Consider the following 19,132-nt stretch of genomic DNA (forward strand, 5'->3'; position numbering starts at 1 on the left):
GACCTCGTGTCCTTCAGCTTATTGAGTATCTGCGATCTGTTTAGCGGCTTTCGTCGCTTTTTCAAGCTCACTCATGAGCGCATCTTTTGTAAGATTTGGTTCACTCGTCAACTTCGTGAAGACGACTTCGTTCATGTAACGCATTTGCTCATCGAATTGATAGACGCGCGGTGCGGCCACATACGTGTCGAGCTGTTTTTGGTTCTTCGCAGCCAACTCGTATTTCTCTGGGTCTTCCGTGATCAAGTCGAGTGTCGCAAGGTGTGACGGTGTCTGGCCAGATTCAGCCCAGTTCGCCAAGTTCTCCGGTGTGTACAAGTACTTCAAGAACTCAGAGATGCCATCTTTCACTTCTTCGTCTTCGACTGAAGCAGCGACCGAGATCGTATGGGCGTTACCTGTCGTGGCTGCCGTTTCGAAGAGTGTCGGCATGGCACCGATACCGAGGTTGTCCGCATACTTCTCTTTCACGGCTTGGTAGTACCAAGGGCCGGTCATCGTGACGGCTGTTTGTTTGGCACCTTCATCTGCTGACTTCATGAACGCCTGGAACTCACCGTCGAGGCCGAGTTTTTCAGGGGACGTATTGTCTTTGAAGACCATGTCATGATATTGCATGAGCGCATCAGCATAGTCGCTTTGCGTGAAGTCGAGATACCCGTCTTTTGCGAGGTCGATACCGTTTTGTGCGGCCGCGGCTGTGAAGTAGAACGTCGTCAAGCCGGTCGATGGGAGACCGAACGCATAGAGGTTCTCGTTCTCGCTTTGAAGCGTTTCGCCGAGTGCTTTCAATTGCTCGTAGTCCGTCGGAGCCTCGCTGACGAGTTCTTCGTTATAGAACATCGTGAGCGGGTGAATGTCGAGCGGTACCCCGAATAGTTTGTCTTCGACCGTACCCGACTGGATACCTGCCGCGTTAAAGTCGTCCTCTGCAAGTCCGGCTGTTTCCATATAAGGACCGGCGTCTTGAATCAACTGGTCTTTTTGATATGTTTCAAGGCTCGTCTCATGGATGACGACCAAATCGTAATTCCCTGATTTGAATTTCGTATAGTGATCCTTCTCTTGCGACTGAACGACCTCGAACTCGTCCTGGCTAGAGTTGAACCCGTCCACGATTTTTGTCATGAAGGCACCGTCCCCGCCGGTGAAACCGTTGATGAACTTGATTTGTGTTTTCCCGCTATCACTTGAAGAGTCGCCCCCGCTACAAGCTGCGAGCGAAAATACCAACAACCCCGTTGAAGCCGCAGCTCCAATTTTTTTCATGTTCATATGAATCCTCCTCCAATAATGGTGTAACCGCTTTCAAATAAAACTTAACGAATTTTAATGAATAATGCAACATATTTTTTACTAAAAAAATTAACTACTATTTTTATTTAATTTAATAACATCATTAATTTAATTCCAATTAGATAAGTTATGTCGAAATATAAATCGCTACACCCGTGCTAAATAGCGATTTATTCACGAATAATTAGTAAAATTACATTGACTTTTAGTAAAATAATGACGAGAATGGAGTTGTGAAAGCGTTTACTCAATCGTCCGAGGAGGATTACTATGAATCAAAAACAAATGATGGCGTCGTATAAAAGAACGTTCGAGACAGAGCCGACGCATCTCTTTTTCGCACCAGGTCGAATCAATTTAATCGGTGAGCACACGGACTACAACGGGGGGCACGTGTTTCCGGCTGCCATTACGTTCGGGACGTATGTCTTGATGCGTAAGCGCGACGACGACGTCGTCCGCCTCTATTCAGAAAATTTCCCTGAAGTAGGCGTGATTGAACGGCGATTGGGAGATTTGGCATTCCGGGAGGAAGACGACTGGACGAACTATCCGAAAGCGATGCTTCATTTGTTGCAGGAGCAAACTCAGAACATCACAACGGGCGTCGACATGTGGTTTTTCGGAAATATCCCGAACGGTGCCGGACTTTCTTCATCCGCGTCCATCGAATTGGCGACGGCGTTTGGATTGAATCGGATGTATCAACTTGGGCTTGAACCACTCGAACTCGTCAAATTGGGGCAACGGGCTGAGAACGAGTACATCGGTGTCAACAGTGGGATTATGGATCAATTCGCCATCGGTATGGGCAAGCAAGGTCACGCGATGCTACTCGACTGCGACACGCTCGAATGTGAATATGCGCCAATCGACTTGGATGGTCTGTCGATTGTCATCATGAATACGAACAAACGCCGTGAGTTGGCCGACTCGAAATACAATGAGCGTCGGGCCGAATGTGAGATGGCGCTCGAAAAATTGCAAGTGGCGTTATCGATTCAGTCGCTCGGTGATGTGACACCTGAGACGTTCGAGTCGCATATCTCCTTTCTTCAAGATGAGACGCTCGTCAAACGGGCCCGGCACGCCGTATATGAAAACGATCGAACACTTAAGGCGCTCGTGGCGTTAAAAGAGAATCGGCTCGAAGAGTTCGGTCGGCTTATGAATGCCTCGCACGTCTCGCTTCGAGATGACTATGAAGTGACGGGAAAAGAATTGGACACGCTCGTTGAGGCCGCCTGGTCGAACGGGGCCATCGGAGCCCGGATGACCGGTGCCGGTTTTGGAGGGTGTGCCATCGCACTCGTCCGCGATGAGGCGATCGATTCGTTTCGTCAGGCAGTGGCCGAACGGTATTCGGCAGTAGTCGGGTACGCCCCGACGTTCTATGTGGCTTCCATTGGTGAAGGCGCGCACGAAATCAAGCTTGGCATGAAGGAGGAAGTGTGATGACAACGTTAGTCGTTGGTGGGGCCGGTTATATCGGATCTCACGCTGTGTATCAATTGATAGACCGTGGAGAGGATGTCGTTGTGATTGATAGTCTGGAAACAGGGCATCGCGAGGCTCTTCATCCGCAGGCACGATTTTATAAAGGGGACATCCGCGACCGTTCATTCTTGAACGACGTGTTCGCGACAGAAACGATTGATCAAGTCGTCCATTTCGCTGCAAACTCGCTTGTTGGCGAGTCGATGACCAATCCACTCAAATACTATGACAATAACGTTCACGGAACGCAGTGCTTGCTTGAAGCGATGGTGGCTAACGATGTGTTACGAATCGTATTCTCATCGACGGCCGCGACATATGGTGAGCAAGACGTGATGCCGATCACAGAAGATACAGAGACGAGGCCGACGTCGACCTATGGGGAGACAAAGCTCGCGATGGAGCGAATGATTCATTGGACAGAGGTAGCCCATGGATTGCGATTCGTCTCGCTCCGCTACTTCAACGTGGCCGGTGCGCGAGCAGGTGGTGTCATCGGTGAGGATCACCACCCAGAGACGCATTTGCTACCACTCGTTCTGCAAGTCGCGAATGGTCAACGTGAGTCCATCTCGATTTTTGGGACGGATTATCCGACGGTAGATGGGACATGCATCCGGGATTACATTCACGTGGAGGACTTGATTCAGGCGCACGTCTTGGCGCTCGACTATTTGACAGAAGGCGGGGCGAGCGAGGTGTTTAACCTCGGTTCGAACAACGGTTTCTCCGTCCAAGAGATCATTGAAGAAGCGCGGGCCGTCACAGGGCACTCAATACCGGCCGTAGAACAAGAGCGTCGGGCAGGTGACCCGCCTCGTCTGATCGCGTCCTCGGCGAAAGCAAAACGCATCCTCGGATGGGAACCATCGCGCACTGACGTGAAACGGATCATCCAAGACGCTTGGGATTGGCACCGGGCAAATCCGAACGGCTATAAGGGAGGCGTGACGTCTTGATGAATACGTATATCGAAGGATTGATTGACGAGGCGAAGCGTCAAGAGTTGATCACGAGTCGTGACGTCGTCTATTGTCGCAACCGCCTATTCGAGTTATTAGGAGTCACATGGGCTGACGTCTCACGCACCGATGGGACGATTCCTGAGCTATTGAATCACATCACAGAGGAAGCGGTTCGTCAGAACTTGATTGAGGATTTCTTAGAAACAAAAGAGATTTTAGTTGCGAAAGTGATGGATGTATTTTTACCAAAACCGTCTGATTTAGAGTATGTGTTCCAACTGAAATATTTCGACGAGCCAAAAAAAGCGACTGGTTATTTCTATCACTTGTCTCAAGCATCGAACTATATCCAGACGGCACGGATCGCAAAAAACATCTCGTATCAAGTCGCGACATCGTACGGAGAACTCGATATCACCATCAACATGTCAAAGCCGGAGAAAGATCCAGCTGAAATTGCACGTCAAAAATTGTTGCAACCGACTGCAGGAGCGGGCGACTATCCGAAGTGTCTTTTATGCGTCGAGAATGAGGGCTACGCTGGGCGATTGGACCATCCAGCACGTACGAATCACCGCGTCGTCCCAATTCGTTTGGGTGGTCAACCATGGTATTTCCAATACTCGCCCTATGTCTATTACAACGAACATTGCATCTTGTTGTCGGAAGAGCACCGGGATATGGTCATCGATGAAGGCGCATTCGAGCGCTTATTGGATTTCGTCGACAAGTTCCCACATTATTTCGCCGGATCGAACGCTGACTTGCCGATTGTCGGAGGATCTATCTTGTCGCATGACCATTATCAAGGAGGGCGCTACGATTTTGCGATGGCCCGGGCCGAAGAATTATTCTCTCTTGAACTCAAAGCGTTCCCATCGATTGAAGCGACGTATTTAAAATGGCCTTTATCGGTCATCCGTCTGCGAGGGATGGAGAAAGAGCAATTGATTGAAGCGGCTACGCTCGTACTCGCACATTGGCGGGTGTATTCGGATGAGGTGCTCGATATTCTCGCCGTCACCGATCAACCGCATAATACCATCACGCCGATTGCACGCCGTCGGGGTGATGCTTTCGAACTTGATCTCGTATTACGGAACAATCGGACGACCGAAGAGCATCCGATGGGGCTGTTCCATCCGCATGAGGATGTCCATCACATTAAACGAGAGAACATCGGATTGATTGAAGTGATGGGACTCGCGGTCTTACCGGCAAGGTTAAAAGCAGAGTTACGGGAAGTCATCCACTATGTGGAAGGACGTCCGGCAACGATTGAACTGATGCATCAGGCGTGGGCGGATTCACTGAAACAAATAGCTACGCATGATGTCGAGACACTCGTTTACGAACAAGTCGGTCAGAAGTTCTTGAAAGGCTTAGAGGATTGCGGCGTGTATAAACAAGATGAGATTGGATACGATGGCGTCAAACGTTTCATCGATTCGATGCACACACAAGGAGGATTACAGGATGCGGCGTCTGTTCGGGCATTTGAACAATGAACCGATTTTCGAATATACTATATTTAACCAAAACAATCACGCTGTTTCCGTATTGAACTACGGCGGAATCATTCGAAGTTGGATGGTACCGGAACGAGATGGTCAAATATCCAATATCGTACTCGGTTTTGACACAATTGAGGAGTATGTCGAGCACTCGCCGTATTTTGGAGCGATTATCGGGCGTCACGCCGGCAGAATCGAAGATGGGACATTCCGGATTGAGAATGAAGTGTATCGATTGGCCAAAAATGATGGCGCGAATCATCTTCATGGTGGGGTTCAAGGATTTGACCGCCACATCTGGCAGGTAGAGCAACATGAGCAAGCACTCGTCTTAACCCGGACAAGTCCACATCTCGAGGAAGGATATCCCGGGGAGCTCACCGTGAAAGTGACATATGCATTGACCGATGATCGAGAGCTCGTCATCACGTACGAAGCGACGACGACCGAGCCGACGGTTTGTAATCTAACGAACCACACATACTTCCAACTTGGAAGAATCGGTGAGACGGTGGCTGCGCAAGAATTGAGTATCGCGGCTGATGCATTCGCACCGATTCGACCGGACTCGATTCCGACGGGTGAGAGAATTCCGGTTGAAGGTACACTATTCGATTTTCGTTCGCCACGACTGCTCGGGTCAGGTTTTCATCGTTTGGACGAACAACTAGAGCACGCCCAAGGTGGGTATGATCATCCGTTCTTTTTGAATGAGACAGGGGATTTGCCTCAAGCGACACTGTTAGACCGTGATACGGGACGACGACTATCCATGAAGACAGACTTGCCGGTCCTCGTCGTCTATAGTGGCAATCAATTGGATGGCACCCTCACCGTAGAAAAAACAGTCATTCCACAATACGGGGCGATTTGTCTCGAAGCACAACGGTTACCAAATGAAATCAATGAAGTCACTACCTCAAGTGCCACCCTGTCTCCCGGAGAGACGTATCGGGTGTCAACGGTATATCAGGTGACGACGGACTAGTATAGGGGAGAAGCACATGGCTACGATTAAAGACATAGCGAAGCGAGCGAACGTGTCCATCGCGACCGTCTCGCGTGTACTCAATTTGGACCCATCTCTGTCGGTGACGGCAGAGACGAAACAACGTATATTTGAGATCGCCGAACAAATGGATTATCAAAAGAAGGGTACCAAACGGACACGCGTTCAAAAAGTAGCTTTGGTTCACTGGTTCACGGAAGAAGAAGAATTGAACGATCTTTACTACATGGCGATTCGTCACGGGATTGAGAATGCCTGTCGCCAACAAGGCCTCGACGTTCAAAAATATACGTATCAACAGCTAGAAGACGTCAGTCAGGCGAATGTCGAAGGGATTATCGCCGTCGGGAAGTACAGCCATCAGGAAATCGAGTCGTTAAAAAAAGCAGCGGACGCGATTGTGTTCGTTGACTATACACCTGAAGATGAGCGTTATGATTCTGTCGTGACCGATTTCTCGAAGGCGACCCTAAAGATTCTCCATCACTTTTGGAACCAAGGGATGACGAACATCGGCTATATCGGTGGGCGAGAGACGTCACGCGACGGATCTGAAATTTTTGCAGACGCGCGGGAGCAGACGTATGTGCAGTTCATGAAAAGTCATGACGCCTTCTTGCCGGAACGCATGATGGTCGGCAAGTTTTTGGCAGACGACGGATACCGGATGATGAATGCGATGATTACCGAAGACGAGGTGCCGAAAGCATTGTTGATTGCGAGCGATACGTTGGCAATCGGTGCCTTGCGTGCCCTTCATGAAAAAGGGGTCCGTGTCCCGCACGACGTCTCCATTATCAGCATCAATGATATTAGTGTCTCGAAATACGTCTATCCGGCCTTATCGACGATTCATGTCCATACGGAGATGATGGGAGAGACGAGCGTCGAGCTACTACTGGAACGATTGAGTGGGCGGAAAATTAGCAAGAAAGTCGTATTGCCGACAGAACTGATTTTCCGCAACAGTAGCCAACAGTAAGCGTTTGAACCGCCACGGGATTGTGGCGGTTTTTTTGATGGGATTATTCAACGGGAAGGGAGGGAACAAGTAGCATAGTTGAAATTCTAATCAAAGTAGGTGAGCCAGTTTGAGAGAAGCAACGATTGAAAACAAGAACGGCATGCGGCTGTCGGCCATTTCATATGGGTGTGCCATGACCGAATTGACGGCACCGGACCGTGACGGCAACATGGACTCCGTCATCTTGAAGTACGGCAGTCCCGAGCAATATCTTGAGAACCCGGTCTATCTCGGTTCCGTCGTCGGACGGATTGCCGGACGGATTCGCAACGCGGAGATTGATGGCGTGGCCTTGACCCCAAGCGAGGCCCCGCATCATATCCACGGCGGAGACGACGGCATCACGTTCCGGCATTGGGACATGGACGCTGAAGGACAGGCGATTACGTTTACTTATTTAAGTCCGGATGGGGAAGAAGGCTATCCCGGCAACGTCACGTTCAAAGTGTTGTATGAGCTGACGGACGACAATGAGCTCGTGGTCACGATGACGGCTGCGACGGACAAACGGACGTGGGTCAACTTGAACCATCATAACTATTTCAATCTCGGCGGACGGCCGACGATTCATGATCATGTGTTGACGTTACCATCCGACCACGTCGCACGACTCGATGACGAATCGCTGCCGACGGGCGAATTGCTTGAGGTAGAGGCGACACCGTTCGATTTTCGGGACGGGAAGTCAGTCGGTGAGGCGATTACGTCAGAGGACGAGGCGATTGCGAAAGCTGGTGGCCTCGATCATCCGTTCATCTTGAAAGATGGGACGACGCGATTGCATGACCCGGTGAGCGGACGCGTCATGGATGTTGAGACGAATCAACCGGTCATGGTCGTCTATACGGCGAACTTCCTCAGTGAAGAGACACCGGTGACGCTCGAGGGGCGACAGAAGCATAGCGCTATCTGTCTCGAAGCTCAAGCGTTTCCGGACGCACCGAATCATCCAGACATCGCCACATCGATTGAACTGAAACCGGGTGAGTTGTATCACTCGCGGACGATGTATCGGTTTGGGGTGGTGTAACGAACAAAAGTAGAACAAATCCCAGCCTTAAACTGTCGGGCTGTTGTTCTACTTTTGGTTACCTGAATTAGCGTTTTTATTGATATGATTTTGAACACTTTTCAATTTCTGTGTGTAGTGAGTTTTTGACTGATGTCGCTAAAGTTACCATGTGATGCGTGGCGTAAGACGTTTCTTCTTATTATTGGATTTAATCGGTTTCCCATTATAATCTTTTCCAGTATCTTTTAAGGCAATAGCAAGACCTAAGTAAAACATAATAAGAATTGGATAGTTCCAGCCACTAATCGTTTCTGCTTGAATGCCAATTAATATCGAGAAAATGACATAAGTTTGTCCAAGCACTTTCATATTTCGATTTTTTAGCTTGCTAAAGATAATAAATACAGTAATATAGATAGACAAATTTAACAACAGTCCTATAAAACCATAGTTTAATATGGAATAAAGGAAATCATTGTCTATGAAAGTAGAGGCAGAGAAATTTGGACCTAGACCAAATAAGTATGCTAAATTTCTGTTTTCATTCACCATCACATTCCATGCGTTGCTCCAAATCAACGTTCTCATGTTAAACGAACTAACGCTCGTTAACTCACCAGTTTCCAAAATTTGAAGCAATTGGCTGAGATAAGGGAAAGTTTGTTGGTACTTTGTAATCAACCAGACCATCAGTTGGAAAGTTAAAAATAATGCGAATAAATACATTGGAACTTTAAAAAAATAGAATGACTTTGTTTTTTTTGTTTTTAGAAATGTGCAAACGAACAAAACGGCAGGGAAGAGAGCGAACGATGTTCTTGATCCTGACAAAATTATAAGAATTGCACCGAATGCTACCCATAAAACTATAGATAGTTTGCTTTTTTCCATTAAAAAAATTGTGACAGTCGAGATAATTACAACCCATGCGAATATATTTGGGTTTCCTAAGGTCCCAACAATTCGAATCAAGCTACCAATCGGTCGGGCTAGTTCTGCATTATAAATTGAATCAAAAATCGTTATAGCCAATAATTGTGGGATACCTACTAGAAGTTGACTTGCCATAATAACTTTTGAAGCCTTGACGAGGCTTTTTTCAATTATTTCGACGTCGTAACTTTGACCAATAATATAACCAAAAAATAACACAATCACAAACAGAACTGGTTTGAATATGTGGGCGATGGATGTAAATTGCGGATTAACTGACATTAATACTGAGATTGATACGCTAATCATGTAAAGAAATAATAGTAAAGTGACTGCCATTAAACTTTCGCTTTTTACGAATTTCTTTACAGTGACTAGAATTAAGATAGATAATATTCCACCTAAGACTGGATATGTTAAAAATTGCGCACCATTAACAGCTGGGCGAGGCATAAATACAAATAATAATGGTACCAGATACGCTAACATTTTTGTGTCAGCATGCCTATTTAATGTAATATTCATTTTGTCTCCTAAAGGTTAAGTTTCACTAATCTATTTTAAAGTTAAAAAAACTGTAATTCAATAGCGACTTAGGGTAAATCTCACATTTTATGTCTCTGTTGTACTAAAAATTTTCCACATTACCGGTGTTATATTATTTATTAAAACTTAAACTAGGCATTTCACCGTTGGATTAATGTTATGAGCAATCTTTTTGAATCTGTGGACTCTCGAAAACTTTGACGATGCTAAGTGTATGCATAAAGAAAGTTCTATTTGTCAAACCACAAGAGAACACAATTTGTACTCGCGAAAAAATCGGGATAGCCCTGGTATTGAACGTTTAAAGGCGGCGTGGTAATTTTCTGGATGTTCATCAAGCATAAACGCTCGGTCTTCTGGTCTTCGGTTATTGTGGTGGGACGGAGCGTGTTGGCATTGATGATGCTGTGCATAAGTCTATTTGGTGGATATGCGGCCTATCTTGAGGCGCAAACGACGGATTGCCTCGATTCAACGCAAGTGGCGTCCTCAAAAGAGCTCGGTCAGGCGCTCGCTTACCACATGAGTCAATTCGATGAAACGTTCAGCATCAGTTATATCGGCAAAAGTCGAGATTTCGAACAGACGATGGACGAGGCGTAGGATTGGCTGGAGGCGAACCACATTTACGTGTTCCGCCTGTCACGAGGCGGGGAGACGGAGTATCGCGATCATGGCGGCTATGTCGAACTAGAAGTCGAGTTGGCTTACGATATGAACATCGAGGAATCGAAACAGATTGAAGCGAAGGTCGACCAAGTCGTCGCAGAGATGCCGGTCGGGTTGAACGACTTTGAGAAAGTGAAGTACATAAACGATTACGTCGTCTTGAACACGGCCTACAACTTAGACAGCCAAGCGAGTCCATATACGCCATATTCGATTCTGTTTAATGGGGAAGGCGTGTGCGAAGGATACGCGTTGACGACACTTTTGTTGCTGGAAGCTGCGGGGTTGGAAGCGAAGTATATCTCTGGCGAGGTCCAGACCGGATTACACGCATGGAATCTCGTGAAGCTCGACGGCGCTTGGTATCACTTGGACACGACGTGGAACGATCCCGTCCCGAATCGAGTGGGGGAGGTCGGCTACGATTATTTCTTAGTATCCGATGCGACGCTTCAGAAGGACCATACTTGGGAGATAGGGGACTATCCAGTGACGGCTGTAGCTGACTTTCAATAAAAAACGTGCTTCACTCCATTCGATTGGAGCAAAGCACGTTTTGCTTATTTCGGCGTGACCGAAGAAGACATCGCCTCTTCGAATCGTGCCGTAATCTGTTGCGGCCGTGTGATGGCCCCGCCGACGACGACGGCATGTGTGCCGAGGTCCATGCAGCGTTTCGCCATCTCGGGCGTCAAGATGTTGCCTTCGGCGACGACCGGTTGCGTGACGTGGTCGAGCACGTCCTTCAGGAACTTGAAGTCGTCGTGGAAGAGGCGCGAGCCGTTCGTCTCTGCCGTATAGCCGTAGAGCGTCGTCGAGATATAGTCGAAGCCGAGTCGATCCGCCTCGATGCAATCCTCGAGCGTCGCGCAGTCGGCCATCAACAGTTGATTCGGATAAATCGAACGGATGGTGTGGACGAGTTCTTGGAGCGTCATGTTGCCGGGACGCAAGCGTTGCGTCGCATCGAGGGCGATGACGTCGACGCCGACCTCGATCAATTCTTCGACTTCTTTCATCGTCGCGGTGATGAACACGTCACTGTCCGCATAATCGCGTTTGACGATCCCGATAATCGGCACGTTCACTTGCTGTTTGATTTCACGGATGTCTTTCGCCGAGTTGGCACGGATGCCTTTGGCGCCGCCTTGGACGGCCGCGATGGCCATCCGGCCCATGATGAAGTCGCTATGGAGCGGTTCATCCTCGAGTGCCTGGCACGAGACGATCAATCCGGTTGGTAAATCAGTCATCATTAATCACTTCTTTCTTTTAATCGGTCGAGCGCTTTGAGTGTTTTTAGATAATGCGCTTTTAAGTCTTCACTCGTTTCCATCAACGTTTTCGTCACCGCGTCCGCCGTGAAGAGGAGCGGGAGTTGCGTGTTGATCAAGAACGCCTCGCCTGATGCACCGGCCGTCAACAGTCGATGGTCGACGAGCTCGGCGAGCGGGGAGTGCTGATAGCCGACGAAGGCGATGGTCGTGCAGCCCGATTCTTTAGCGAGCTGGACGGCTTGGACGACCTCACGGCTCTCGCCGCTGTTCGAGAAGGCGATAATCAAATCGTCTTTCGTCGCGATTGAGGCATCCATGACCATGCTGTGGCTATCGAACGCCGTCGTGGCGAGCAGTCCCATCCGCCGCAAGCGATACTCCATCTCTTGGGCGACGAGACCGGCGTTACCGAGCCCGTATAAGTGGACCGAACGGCAACGTCGGATATGGTCGCAGATGGCGAGGAGTTCCTCTTGGTCGATCAAATGGGCGGTCGTCTGAATCAATTCGATATACGACCGCTGCATCGGTTCGAGGGACGTCGCCGTCTGGGGCAAGTTCGTTTCCGTCAATGTCTTTTGCATCATGAGCTTCAGTGCCGAATAGCTACCGACCCCAATCGTTTTACAGAATCGGGTCACGGTACCAGGTGACGTCTGGATGGCTTGCGCCAACTCGGTGATCGTCAACTCGATGGCGTCGTTCATATTCGTCATGAGGTAATCGGCAATCTTTTTCTCACTGTCCGTCATCTCTGGATAGACGTCTTTCATTTGTTCCCACACGGCTGTTCCCTCCAACACAATTCGTTATTCGCCCCGGCCTAACGCCTCTTGGACTTCATTCTTAATAATTGTAACAGAAGGACCGTAAATTACTTGAATCCCATTTCCTTTTTGCACGACCCCGTGGGCGCCCGTCGCCTTCAACAAATCCTCGCGAACGTGTTGGTGGTCGTTGACGGTGACGCGGAGGCGTGTCGCACAGCAGTCGACCGTGTCGATGTTGGCATCGCCACCGAGCGCGGCGATGATGGCCGTCGTGCGGTCTGAGGCGTCAACGTCGGCTGCTTTTGTTGCTGTCTCGTCGGAACGTCCCGGCGTCATGAAGTTGAACTTCGTGATGAGGAAGCGGAACGTCACGTAGTAGAGCAAGAACCAGAAGGCACCGATGACCGGTACGAGCATCCAGTTCGTCTTGTCATTTCCCTGTAAAACCCCGAATAGGATAAAGTCGATGAACCCACCTGAGAACGTTTGACCAATCGTGATCTCGAAGATGTGGGCCATCATGAAGGCAAGTCCGTCAAAGATGGCGTGGACCAAGTAAAGCACAGGTGCCACGAACAAGAAGGCGAACTCGAGCGGCTCCGTGATTCCGGTCAAGAACGACGTGAGTGCTGCCGAGAACAAGAGGCCGAAGACGACTTTCTTCTGTTCCGGTTTCGCACAGTGATACATGGCGAGCGCGGCACCGAGCAGACCGAACATCATCGTGATGAAGCGACCTGACATGAAGCGGGCCGTGCCTTCATAGAACTGCGTCGTGCTCGGGTCAGCGAGCTGGGCGAAGAAGATTTTCTGCGTCCCTTCGATCAACGTCCCGTCGATGACCATTGAGCCCCCGAGGCCGGTCGTCCAAAACGGGATGTAGAAGATGTGGTGCAACCCGAACGGTCCGAGCATCCGGAGCACGAAGCCATAGATGAACGTCCCGATATAGCCTGTCTTGTCGACGAGTCCGCCGAGCGAGAAGATCCCGCTTTGGACCGTCGGCCAGATGAAGTAAAGCGCAATCCCGACCCCGATGGCGACGAACGACGTGATGATCGGCACGAAGCGCGATCCACTGAAGAAGCCGAGGAATTGCGGGAGCACTTGCTTGTTGTAACGGTTATGCAAGAGCGCCGTCACAATCCCGATTAAAATCCCGCCGAAGACACCGGTCTCGAGCGTTTGAATGCCGAGTGCCATCCCTTGACCGGCACTGGCGAGATCCGTCTCCATCAACTCACCAGTGATTTGAAGCATGGCGTTGATGGTGGCGTTCATGATCAGATAACCGAGCATGGCGGCGAGTCCCGCCGTCCCTTTATCCGACTTGGCGAGCCCGACCGCGACCCCGATTGCGAACAAGACGGCCAAGTTGGCGAAGACGATCGACCCGGCGGCGGCCATGATGGTGAACAAATGCTGGAGCCAGGTGATGTCGAGGAATGGATACGCCTGGACCGTGTTCGGGTTCGAGAGCGCACCTCCAATCCCGAGCAGTAGTCCCGCTGCCGGTAAGACAGCGATGGGCAACATAAATGATTTCCCGAATTGTTGTGCCCGTTCGAATAGACGTGACATGAGATAAATCCTCCTTAAAATTATTTTCACCTGAATCATAATATGAAAAATATTTTTATGCAAGCGTTTACGGTAAAAATATTTTTAACAAAAAATCGAACCAGTCAACGGGACCGGTTCGATTCGCGTGGTTATGTGGTTTTGACAGGAGGCGTTACTTTTTCGCCGTTCGTCGTGATGACTTGCTTGTACCAATCAAAGCTCTTCTTCTTCGAGCGGGTGAGGGACCCGTTGCCTTCATTGTCCTTGTCGACGTAGATGAAGCCGTAACGTTTCTTCATCTCGCCGGTCGAGGCGCTGACCAAGTCGATTGGACCCCAGCTCGTATAGCCGAGAATCTCGACACCGTCCTTGATCGCCTCATGCATCTGTTCGATATGTTTCGCCATATAGTCGATGCGGTAATCGTCTTCGACGTAGCCGTTCGCATCCGGCGTATCGACGGCACCGAGTCCGTTCTCGACAACGAACAACGGTTTCTGGTAACGGTCGTACAGTTGGTTCGCCGTGATACGGAAGCCGGTCGGATCGATCGTCCAGCCCCACTCCGACTTCTCGAGGAACGGGTTCTCGAGCGAGCTGAAGATGTTGCCTTCGGTCGATGCGTTGATCTCCGGGTCCGTGCTCGTCGTCCGGCTCGCGTAATAGCTGAAGCCGATATAGTCGACGGTGTGCTGTTTCAACAATTCGAGGTCGCCGTCTTCCATCTCGAGCGTGATGCCGTTTTCGTCGAGGAAACGTTTGGCATAGCCTGGGTATTCGCCACGCGACTGGACATCGATGAAGAAGAACGATTCACGGTCCTTGTCCATCGCGTCCAAGACGTCGTCCGGGTTGCACGAGTAGGCGTACGTCTGACCGGCCGCGAGCATACAGCCGACTTGCATGTCAGGATTGATGGCGTGTGCCGCTTTGACCGCTTTCGCGCTCGCGACGAGCTGATGATGCGCCGCCTGGTATTTCACTTGCTGCTTGTCCTCTCCGTCCTCGAACACGAGTCCGGCGCCGATGAACGGCAAGTGCAGCAGCATGTTGATCTCGTTGAACGTCATCCAATATTTCACTTTGCCGTTATAGCGGGTGAACAGCGTCGTCGCGTACGTCTCGAAGAAATCGACGACACGGCGGTCGCGCCAACTGCCATAGTTTTGGATGAGGCTGACCGGCACGTCGAAGTGGGCGATCGTGACGACCGGCTCGATACCGTGCTTCAACAGTTCATCGAAGACGTCATCATAAAACTTCAGTCCGGCCTCGTTCGGCTCGGTGTCGTCGCCGTTCGGGAAGATGCGGGCCCATGAGATTGATAGGCGGAGTGCCTTGAAGCCCATCTCGGCGAACAGCGCGATATCTTCTTTGTAGCGGTGATAGAAGTCGATTGCTTCGTGTGACGGATAAAACTCGCCCGGTACCGGCTCGAGTGACGGCAAGTCGCCGAACATGACGTCGAACCGTTTCTTCCCGGTCGGCAACAAGTCGACCGTCGTCAAGCCTTTGCCACCTTCTAAGTACGCACCTTCAGCTTGGTTCGCGGCGATGGCGCCACCCCATAAAAATCCGTTTGGAAAACTCATCAAATCCATCCTTTCTATAGTAGGGGAGGGACAGACCCTCCCACATTCATTCGTTGATGATGAACAAGGCTTCGCCTGAGTGAACGCTTGCGGCGTGGCTCGGAGAAATGACTTTGCGGTTCGTGACGATGACCGGTGTCGTGAGGGCGCGGCCAGAGCGTTTGATCGCGTCGAGGTCGAACTCGATCAACAGCTGTCCTTTCTCGACGAACTCGCCTTGCGTGACATGTGCCTTGAAATGTTTCCCTTCAAGTTGGACCGTGTCCATTCCTATATGGATGAGCATCTCGGCACCTGTCTCGGTCGTGATGCCGATGGCGTGATGCGTCGGGAAGAGGGCAGACACCGTACCCGAGACTGGGGCGACGAGCTTGCCTTCTGTCGGTTCGATGGCGACGCCTTGGCCGAGCGAGCCCGATGAGAAGGCGACGTCCGAGATGTCTTTCAAGTTGACGACGTTCCCAGCGAGCGGGCTGAGGATCTGTTCTTGGCCGACTTTTGTCGCTGATACTTCTTGTGAGACCGGTGTGACTTCGGGTTGTGGCGTTGCGGCGACCGCTTTATTGACGCCACCGAACAAGTACGTCAAGACGAAACCGACGACGAAGGCGGCGGCTGTCCCGATGAGTGAACCGTAGAACCCGGTCGTAATGCCTTCCGGCGAGATGTTCGACGGGTAACCGAAGACGCCAAGACCACCGATGATATACACTTGCGTACCCATGATGCCCATGATGGCCCCACCGACGGCACCACCGATACAGCTCATGATGAACGGTTTCTTGAGCGGGAGCGTGACCCCGTAAATGGCTGGCTCAGTGACCCCGAAGATTCCTGAGATGAAGGCCGGGATCGAGAGTGTTTTGATTTTTTGATTTTTGATGCGGAGGAAGACCGCGAGTACGGCACCGATTTGCGCGAATGAGGCTGCGAACACGAGTGCGAGAATCGGGTCTGATCCGAGTGATGTCAAGTTGTTGATGGCGACGGGGACGAGACCCCAGTGCAGACCGAAGATGACGAATACTTGCCAGAGACCACCGAGAAAGATCCCGGCGATGAGCGGGCTCAAGTTGTAGACGGCGACCGTGGCGCTCCCGAGCAACATACCAGCCCAAGTCGCGATCGGTCCGATCAAGATGAACGTGAGCGGGACGATGATGAGTAATGTCAATAATGGAACGATGAACATTTTGATGACGTCTGGGATGACTGTCTTCAAGAACTTCTCGAGCTTCGCTGCGAAGAATGCCGCGACGATGATCGGGATGACCGATGTCGAGTACGTCATCAAGATGACCGGGACACCGAGGAACGTGATATGAATCGGTGACTCGAACATCGTGCCAGCGAAGACAGTGTAGAGTGGGTCGCCGGCCGTGAGCGTCGACAACGTCGGATAGACGAGCGCCGCCCCGATGGCCATCCCGATGAACGGACTGCCGCCGAACTTCTTGATGGCCGTATAGCCGAGGAAGATCGGGAAGAAGTAGAACAGCGAGTCGCCGATGGCGTTCAATAGTTGATACGTGCCGGATGTGGCGTCGAGCCAACCGAGGGCGACGAACAGGGCGTTGAATCCTTTGATCATCCCCGTCGCGGCCAAGACGCCGAGGACAGGGGTGAAGATGCTAGAGATGATATCGATGAACCGGCTGAACAATGATCCTTTCGGGCCTTCCTCTTCTTCAACAGGTGACTGGTTCTGGAAACCGCCGACTTCGACGACCGCTTTATACACGTCCGGGACGTGGTTGCCGATGACGACCTGGTATTGGCCGCCACTCTTCATGACGGTGACGACACCGTCCATATTTTTGATGGCTTCCGTGTTGGCCTTGCTTTCATCTTTTAATTTGAAGCGCAAACGGGTGATACAGTGGACGACGCTGTTGACGTTCTCTTTGCCGCCGACTTGTTGGATAATGTCGCGTGCGAGCTGTTCGTATTTCATGTCCATACCTTCCTTTTCCATTGGATTTTACGTTCGCGTCAAATAAAAAACCTGACCCGTGTCAGATGAGATACGTGAAATCACGTCTACCATCTGACTCGAGTCAGGTTATGCCCACTAAAGGTAACATTCCTGCGCAGGAGACCGTTCAGTTGTTATTTGATACTTGAAATGTAGCACGTGCCAAAACAAAATGTCAACGCTTACATTTAGGAATTTTCAGATTCCTTTAATCTGTCACAAGTGAGATTTTTTACTTCTATAGATGGGAATCATTTTGAATTGAAACCAACGTAGGGAAGGATTCGTACATACATTAACACTAACTAAAGGAGCTTTGACCATGAGACGTGAACAACATATACGCCGCCTCGTCGATTACGCACGGCAAGGAAATGCAAAGACATTCATCATTGGGGCCGCTTCGGCCATCATTACGGGAACGCTCGTCCAGTACGTGTCTCAATACGAATTCGTCGTTCTCGGTATCGGATTTCTAGGCGTCATTCCGTTGGCCATTCGCGAATGGAAACTTGGCACTATCCGAGCCTCGTTCAACGACAATTCGACGTATCAACGGCTCGTCCGGTTGCCGTTTTGGCTGACGTTGTGCGGATTGGTCATGCTGTACGCGCTTCTCGGCTGGTACGATTTCGGCTCGGCGGATTCGTCCTTCTTTATCTTGTTCGCAGCGCTCTGCATGGGGATGTTTGGTTTCCAGCGTGCCTTCGACCGGGTCATCTTGAAACTCGAACCGGATTATATCACCGACCGCGAACTGCATCGCGAGCTGAAATGAAAAAACGAGGTCACCCGGCGCGGGGTGGCCTCGTTTTTGCTTACAGATAGCGTTCGTTCATGACCCGGCCCCGCACCGGTTTGGCCGGGGAGCCGTAGGCGACGACGTGGTTCGGGATGTCCTTGACGACTGTGGCCCCGGCCCCGATGACCGTGTCGTGGCCGATGTGGATGCTATGGATGACCGTCGCGCTCATGCCGATGAACGTGCGGGCGCCGACGTGGACGTTGCCGCCGAGATGGGCACCCGGGGCGACCGAGGCGAACGGTTCGAGCACACAGTCGTGATCGACCGACGCCATCGTGTTGATGATACTATGCGGACCGATGACGGCGTTCGGATTGATGACGCTGCCGGCCATGACGGCCGTCCCTTCACCTAGGATGACGTTCTTGCCGATGACGGCGCTCGGGTGGATGGCGTTGATGAACTCGAAGTCCGAGTTGTTCTGTAAGATTTTCTCGGCTATCTGCTCACGATTATGATTCACTCCGACTCCGATAATCCCCTTGTTTGCCACAAGCTTAGAATCAATCAATCCTAACACCGGATATCCGGCGATGAACTTGCCTAGCATACTGGGGCTGTCATCATAAATTCCTGCAATCCGATAGACACCCATCAATTCGAGAATATCGATAAGCACTTGTGCATGACCGCCCGCACCAAATATCACAATCCATTCCATAATTGGTCACCCCTTTTGCCGAAA

General features: G+C 50.6%; 17 protein-coding genes. 9 read left to right on the forward strand and 8 right to left on the reverse strand.

The features are described from left to right. Positions 1-18 precede the first annotated feature (18 nt). Positions 19-1,275: a type 2 periplasmic-binding domain-containing protein gene (locus FED52_RS02885; protein ID WP_138858872.1), complete on the reverse strand. Its 1,257-nt coding sequence runs from the start codon at positions 1,273-1,275 to the stop codon at positions 19-21. A 291-nt stretch (positions 1,276-1,566) separates the two neighbouring features. Here FED52_RS02885 and FED52_RS02890 point away from each other — a divergent pair, with 291 nt between their 5' ends. The 6 genes from FED52_RS02890 to FED52_RS02915 all read left to right on the forward strand — a co-directional run bounded on the left by FED52_RS02890 (position 1,567) and on the right by FED52_RS02915 (position 8,335). Further along, positions 1,567-2,751, forward strand: coding sequence for a galactokinase (locus FED52_RS02890; protein ID WP_138858873.1), 1,185 nt, complete (start codon positions 1,567-1,569; stop codon positions 2,749-2,751). Continuing rightward, positions 2,751-3,752 carry a UDP-glucose 4-epimerase GalE gene (gene galE, locus FED52_RS02895; RefSeq protein WP_138858874.1) on the forward strand — a complete coding sequence of 334 codons (1,002 nt, stop codon included), beginning with the start codon at positions 2,751-2,753 and terminating at the stop codon, positions 3,750-3,752. The genes FED52_RS02890 and galE overlap by 1 nt, the downstream gene beginning before the upstream one ends. Next, positions 3,752-5,266, forward strand: coding sequence for a UDP-glucose--hexose-1-phosphate uridylyltransferase (locus FED52_RS02900; protein ID WP_138858875.1), 1,515 nt, complete (start codon positions 3,752-3,754; stop codon positions 5,264-5,266). The genes galE and FED52_RS02900 overlap by 1 nt, the downstream gene beginning before the upstream one ends. Further along, positions 5,235-6,260 (forward strand): aldose epimerase family protein, encoded by a 1,026-nt coding sequence (locus FED52_RS02905; protein ID WP_167491755.1) that lies wholly within the window; start codon positions 5,235-5,237, stop codon positions 6,258-6,260. The genes FED52_RS02900 and FED52_RS02905 overlap by 32 nt, the downstream gene beginning before the upstream one ends. Before the next feature lie 16 nt (positions 6,261-6,276). Continuing rightward, positions 6,277-7,263, forward strand: coding sequence for a LacI family DNA-binding transcriptional regulator (locus FED52_RS02910; protein ID WP_138858877.1), 987 nt, complete (start codon positions 6,277-6,279; stop codon positions 7,261-7,263). A gap of 109 nt (positions 7,264-7,372) precedes the next feature. Then, positions 7,373-8,335 carry an aldose epimerase family protein gene (locus FED52_RS02915; RefSeq protein ID WP_138858878.1) on the forward strand — a complete coding sequence of 321 codons (963 nt, stop codon included), beginning with the start codon at positions 7,373-7,375 and terminating at the stop codon, positions 8,333-8,335. A 144-nt stretch (positions 8,336-8,479) separates the two neighbouring features. On the opposite strand, the gene FED52_RS02920 is transcribed toward FED52_RS02915, so the two are convergent. After that, a complete protein-coding gene (locus FED52_RS02920; protein ID WP_138858879.1) occupies positions 8,480-9,775 on the reverse strand; it encodes an O-antigen ligase family protein in 1,296 nt (431 codons plus the stop codon). A gap of 408 nt (positions 9,776-10,183) precedes the next feature. Between FED52_RS02920 and FED52_RS02925 the strand changes: the two genes are divergently transcribed. Both FED52_RS02925 and FED52_RS02930 read left to right on the forward strand, forming a co-directional pair. Continuing rightward, positions 10,184-10,399, forward strand: coding sequence for a hypothetical protein (locus tag FED52_RS02925; protein ID WP_138858880.1), 216 nt, complete (start codon positions 10,184-10,186; stop codon positions 10,397-10,399). Positions 10,400-10,426: 27 nt separating this feature from the next. Continuing rightward, a complete protein-coding gene (locus FED52_RS02930) occupies positions 10,427-10,981 on the forward strand; it encodes a transglutaminase domain-containing protein (protein WP_138858881.1) in 555 nt (184 codons plus the stop codon). 44 nt (positions 10,982-11,025) lie between these two features. On the opposite strand, the gene FED52_RS02935 is transcribed toward FED52_RS02930, so the two are convergent. The 5 genes from FED52_RS02935 to FED52_RS02955 form a co-directional block, all read right to left on the reverse strand. Continuing rightward, positions 11,026-11,718, reverse strand: a complete 693-nt coding sequence (locus FED52_RS02935; protein WP_138858882.1) for an N-acetylmannosamine-6-phosphate 2-epimerase — start codon at positions 11,716-11,718, stop codon at positions 11,026-11,028. Positions 11,719-11,720: 2 nt separating this feature from the next. Continuing rightward, complete coding sequence (locus FED52_RS02940) at positions 11,721-12,527, reverse strand: MurR/RpiR family transcriptional regulator (RefSeq protein ID WP_138858883.1); 807 nt, start codon at positions 12,525-12,527, stop codon at positions 11,721-11,723. Between the two features lie 24 nt (positions 12,528-12,551). Then, positions 12,552-14,093, reverse strand: coding sequence for a glucose-specific PTS transporter subunit IIBC (gene ptsG, locus FED52_RS02945; protein WP_138858884.1), 1,542 nt, complete (start codon positions 14,091-14,093; stop codon positions 12,552-12,554). A gap of 131 nt (positions 14,094-14,224) precedes the next feature. Continuing rightward, positions 14,225-15,676: a 6-phospho-beta-glucosidase gene (locus tag FED52_RS02950; RefSeq protein ID WP_138858885.1), complete on the reverse strand. Its 1,452-nt coding sequence runs from the start codon at positions 15,674-15,676 to the stop codon at positions 14,225-14,227. Between the two features lie 37 nt (positions 15,677-15,713). Then, positions 15,714-17,621: a beta-glucoside-specific PTS transporter subunit IIABC gene (locus FED52_RS02955; RefSeq protein ID WP_138858886.1), complete on the reverse strand. Its 1,908-nt coding sequence runs from the start codon at positions 17,619-17,621 to the stop codon at positions 15,714-15,716. Positions 17,622-17,964: 343 nt separating this feature from the next. Here FED52_RS02955 and FED52_RS02960 point away from each other — a divergent pair, with 343 nt between their 5' ends. Next, entirely contained in the window at positions 17,965-18,420 is a 456-nt protein-coding gene (locus tag FED52_RS02960; RefSeq protein WP_138858887.1) for a hypothetical protein, read from the forward strand. A gap of 40 nt (positions 18,421-18,460) precedes the next feature. Here the strand turns inward: FED52_RS02960 and FED52_RS02965 are convergent, their stop codons facing one another. Next, positions 18,461-19,108, reverse strand: a complete 648-nt coding sequence (locus tag FED52_RS02965) for an acetyltransferase (protein ID WP_138858888.1) — start codon at positions 19,106-19,108, stop codon at positions 18,461-18,463. Positions 19,109-19,132 lie beyond the last annotated feature (24 nt).

The sequence above is a fragment of the Exiguobacterium mexicanum genome (assembly GCF_005960665.1).
Lineage (GTDB): Bacteria > Bacillota > Bacilli > Exiguobacteriales > Exiguobacteriaceae > Exiguobacterium > Exiguobacterium mexicanum_A.

What these genes read in the sequence shown, in the direction of transcription:
- FED52_RS02950 (WP_138858885.1), bottom strand. Translation starts at nt 15,676, where the DNA reads ATGGATTTGATGAGTTTTCCAAACGGATTTTTATGGGGTGGCGCCATC.
- FED52_RS02885 (WP_138858872.1), bottom strand. Translation starts at nt 1,275, where the DNA reads ATGAACATGAAAAAAATTGGAGCTGCGGCTTCAACGGGGTTGTTGGTA.
- FED52_RS02965 (WP_138858888.1), bottom strand. Translation starts at nt 19,108, where the DNA reads ATGGAATGGATTGTGATATTTGGTGCGGGCGGTCATGCACAAGTGCTT.
- FED52_RS02955 (WP_138858886.1), bottom strand. Translation starts at nt 17,621, where the DNA reads ATGAAATACGAACAGCTCGCACGCGACATTATCCAACAAGTCGGCGGC.
- ptsG (WP_138858884.1), bottom strand. Translation starts at nt 14,093, where the DNA reads ATGTCACGTCTATTCGAACGGGCACAACAATTCGGGAAATCATTTATG.
- FED52_RS02935 (WP_138858882.1), bottom strand. Translation starts at nt 11,718, where the DNA reads ATGACTGATTTACCAACCGGATTGATCGTCTCGTGCCAGGCACTCGAG.
- FED52_RS02920 (WP_138858879.1), bottom strand. Translation starts at nt 9,775, where the DNA reads ATGAATATTACATTAAATAGGCATGCTGACACAAAAATGTTAGCGTAT.
- FED52_RS02900 (WP_138858875.1), top strand. Translation starts at nt 3,752, where the DNA reads ATGAATACGTATATCGAAGGATTGATTGACGAGGCGAAGCGTCAAGAG.
- FED52_RS02960 (WP_138858887.1), top strand. Translation starts at nt 17,965, where the DNA reads ATGAGACGTGAACAACATATACGCCGCCTCGTCGATTACGCACGGCAA.
- FED52_RS02910 (WP_138858877.1), top strand. Translation starts at nt 6,277, where the DNA reads ATGGCTACGATTAAAGACATAGCGAAGCGAGCGAACGTGTCCATCGCG.
- FED52_RS02905 (WP_167491755.1), top strand. Translation starts at nt 5,235, where the DNA reads ATGCGGCGTCTGTTCGGGCATTTGAACAATGAACCGATTTTCGAATAT.
- FED52_RS02890 (WP_138858873.1), top strand. Translation starts at nt 1,567, where the DNA reads ATGAATCAAAAACAAATGATGGCGTCGTATAAAAGAACGTTCGAGACA.
- galE (WP_138858874.1), top strand. Translation starts at nt 2,751, where the DNA reads ATGACAACGTTAGTCGTTGGTGGGGCCGGTTATATCGGATCTCACGCT.